This is a genomic window from Neobacillus fumarioli NBRC 102428 (assembly GCF_001591485.1).
Lineage (GTDB): Bacteria > Bacillota > Bacilli > Bacillales > Cytobacillaceae > Neobacillus > Neobacillus fumarioli.
This window is the reverse complement of sequence record NZ_BCUZ01000221.1, coordinates 1-1,765: the sequence shown is the minus strand read 5'-3', so window position 1 is coordinate 1,765 and position 1,765 is coordinate 1. Positions and strand designations below refer to the sequence as shown.

Below are 1,765 nucleotides of genomic sequence, written 5' to 3'. Positions count from 1 at the left end.
GTATTTGGCAAGTAAAAAATGCATTAAACGGCAATTAAAAATGTAACCACTTTGCCAACATTCATTTTAAGCTTTTAGTAAAGATTCTTTATAGCGATGACTATCTCCATTGAAAACAACAAGATAAGAATGATGAATCAGTCGGTCAATGACTGCTTCCGTCAAAATGGGATCGCCAAAGACGTGATTCCATTGACCGAATTGGAGATTTGTCGTGATAATAATGCTCTTTGCCTCATAACACATCGAAATAACCTGGAATAGTAATTCTCCACCTTGTTTGTGCAACGGTATATAGCCGAGTTCATCAAGGATCAGGCAATCCAGCTTTTCAATTTGCTTAAACAATTTAGGAAGTGTTCCTTTTTCATTGGCTTCAAGTAGCCGATTTACCAGGCCAGCCACGGTGTAGAACTTTACGGACTTGCCAAACTTTTGTATGGCATTTAAGCCGATCAAAGTTGCCAAATAAGTTTTGCCGGCACCTACTCCACCGTAAAAGATAGCATTCTCCTGCCGTTCAATGAATTCACCATTTAGTAGAATATCCTTAGTCATTCCTGCCGGGATTTGAACCTCACTCCAGTCATAAGGCTTTCCCTGCACTTTTGGAAGGGTTGCCTGGGTCAGCAGAAGGTTGGTCCGACGTTCTTCACGCTGTTGGATTTCCGCCTCAAAAAGCTTTAATAAAAACTCCTCATGAGTCATAGCTTCTACCTCATGGAAATGCTCCTTAATCCAGCTAAGCTTTAACCGCTTTGCGTAGGACTGAATTTCCTCGCGCATTATGCATCGCCTCCTTTATGAAGCTGATCATAACGGTCGAGCCCTCGCGTTGCTTCTGGAAGGGCAGGGAGCGTCATTTTCGGTTTCAATTCTTTCCTAATTCCACGACCATTAATAAGCTGGTAGAATACTTGTTTAATGGCATCCACGGAGGGATGCCCGTGTTCCGAAGCGATGACAAGCGCTTTTGTTATATGTGTGAAATCATGTTCCTTCAAAATCAGCGATAATAGTTTCAGCGCTTCCGATTTTTCAGCCACTGTACAGGATTGAAAATAGTTTTTCCATTCCTTCGGAAGCTGGTCGTAGAAACTAGTATATTTAAGTGCCGTAGGGCGTTTGGCCATTAAGTTCAAATATGGCTGCCACTTCATCGATTTTCGATATTGACCATAGAGCCGTGAATGCTTCACAACGAGCTGATGCTCATCATTCAAAATCTCTACTGTATTGTATGATATCTTTACGAGAACCTCTTTAAGCGCATATCTTGGTGAAGTGGAATACAGATTGAGGTCCACCTTCACATAGCCATATTTATCGGCTTTCAGGGTTTCATATCTTACAACCTCGTATTCTTTCGCCGGCAATACTAAAAATGCTTTCCTATCCTCCTCGAATAGATCAGAAATTGTACGCTCCTTTTGATAATGCTTCCTAAAGCGATCTTTTTCTGCCTTCTCCCATAATTCCTTATTTAACTCATCTAAATCAATGAAATGAAGACCGGGGAGGAGAAAGTTATTTCTTATATACTTGACCATTGCCTCCACATGTCCCTTTTCATTTCCGCTTGCAGGGTTACAGAATTCATATTCAAAGCCGTAATGAAAAACGAAGTTTTGGAATACCTCTGTTAATTGCCGTTCTCCATTTGGCAATACCTTTTTAACGGCAGGTGAGAGATTGTCAAAACGAATCGCTTTTGGTACTCCTCCCATGTAATGAAATACTCTCTTTAAACCTTCCAGAAAACAAT

Annotated in this window: 2 protein-coding genes; both read right to left on the bottom strand. The window is 40.9% G+C overall.

Annotated elements, in window-relative coordinates; all coding sequences use genetic code 11:
* Positions 1-66 precede the first annotated feature (66 nt).
* Entirely contained in the window at positions 67-786 is a 720-nt protein-coding gene (gene istB, locus BFU02S_RS15735) for an IS21-like element helper ATPase IstB (protein WP_066372727.1), read from the bottom strand.
* The coding region (locus BFU02S_RS15730; RefSeq protein ID WP_157075971.1) for a Mu transposase domain-containing protein at positions 786-1,765 on the bottom strand (980 nt) is incomplete at its 5' end. The genes BFU02S_RS15730 and istB, both read right to left, overlap by 1 nt.